Consider the following 510-nt stretch of genomic DNA (forward strand, 5'->3'; position numbering starts at 1 on the left):
TCAATGTCGAGTACGATCCGCTTCGGCACTTGCCGGAACGAGGCGCAATAGAGATCGACCATCGCCCGTCCCATCGCGACCAGCTCCCGCACCCCGGGTAGGTTCTCCAGCCGGCACAGCGTCGATTGCGACGCCAGATCCCGACCCGACGGCAGCGCATCCTGGGCCGTCTTGAAGACCGGATCGCGGCGCAGCCGGTTGGCGTCGTTGCCGTCCTCGTAGCCGGCGGCGATCATCTTCATGCGAAAGCCGATCATGTCCGCCAGGCTGTGGACGACCTGGTCCGGGCAGCGCGGATCGTCGATGCAACGCGCCAGACGCTCGGCCACCCGCAACCGCTTTTCCACCTCGGCCTAGGCCAGAACGCCGCTGTTGGACGACAGCATGCCGCCGTCGAAACCGGCGACGACGGACTTGCCGCCGACTGATGAAAAACCGCTCACCGGCAGCGCAAGATCGTTCATGGTGGGTGTGGTCTCCGGGAAATTTCGGATCGGCTTAAGCAACCAA

General features: G+C 64.5%; 1 pseudogene. It reads right to left on the bottom strand.

Annotated features, from left to right (window positions below):
- Positions 1-464, bottom strand: a pseudogene (locus NKK50_RS31290) (transposase); the annotation flags it as partial.
- Positions 465-510 lie beyond the last annotated feature (46 nt).

The organism is Mesorhizobium sp. M0001 (genome assembly GCF_040324255.1).
GTDB lineage: Bacteria > Pseudomonadota > Alphaproteobacteria > Rhizobiales > Rhizobiaceae > Mesorhizobium.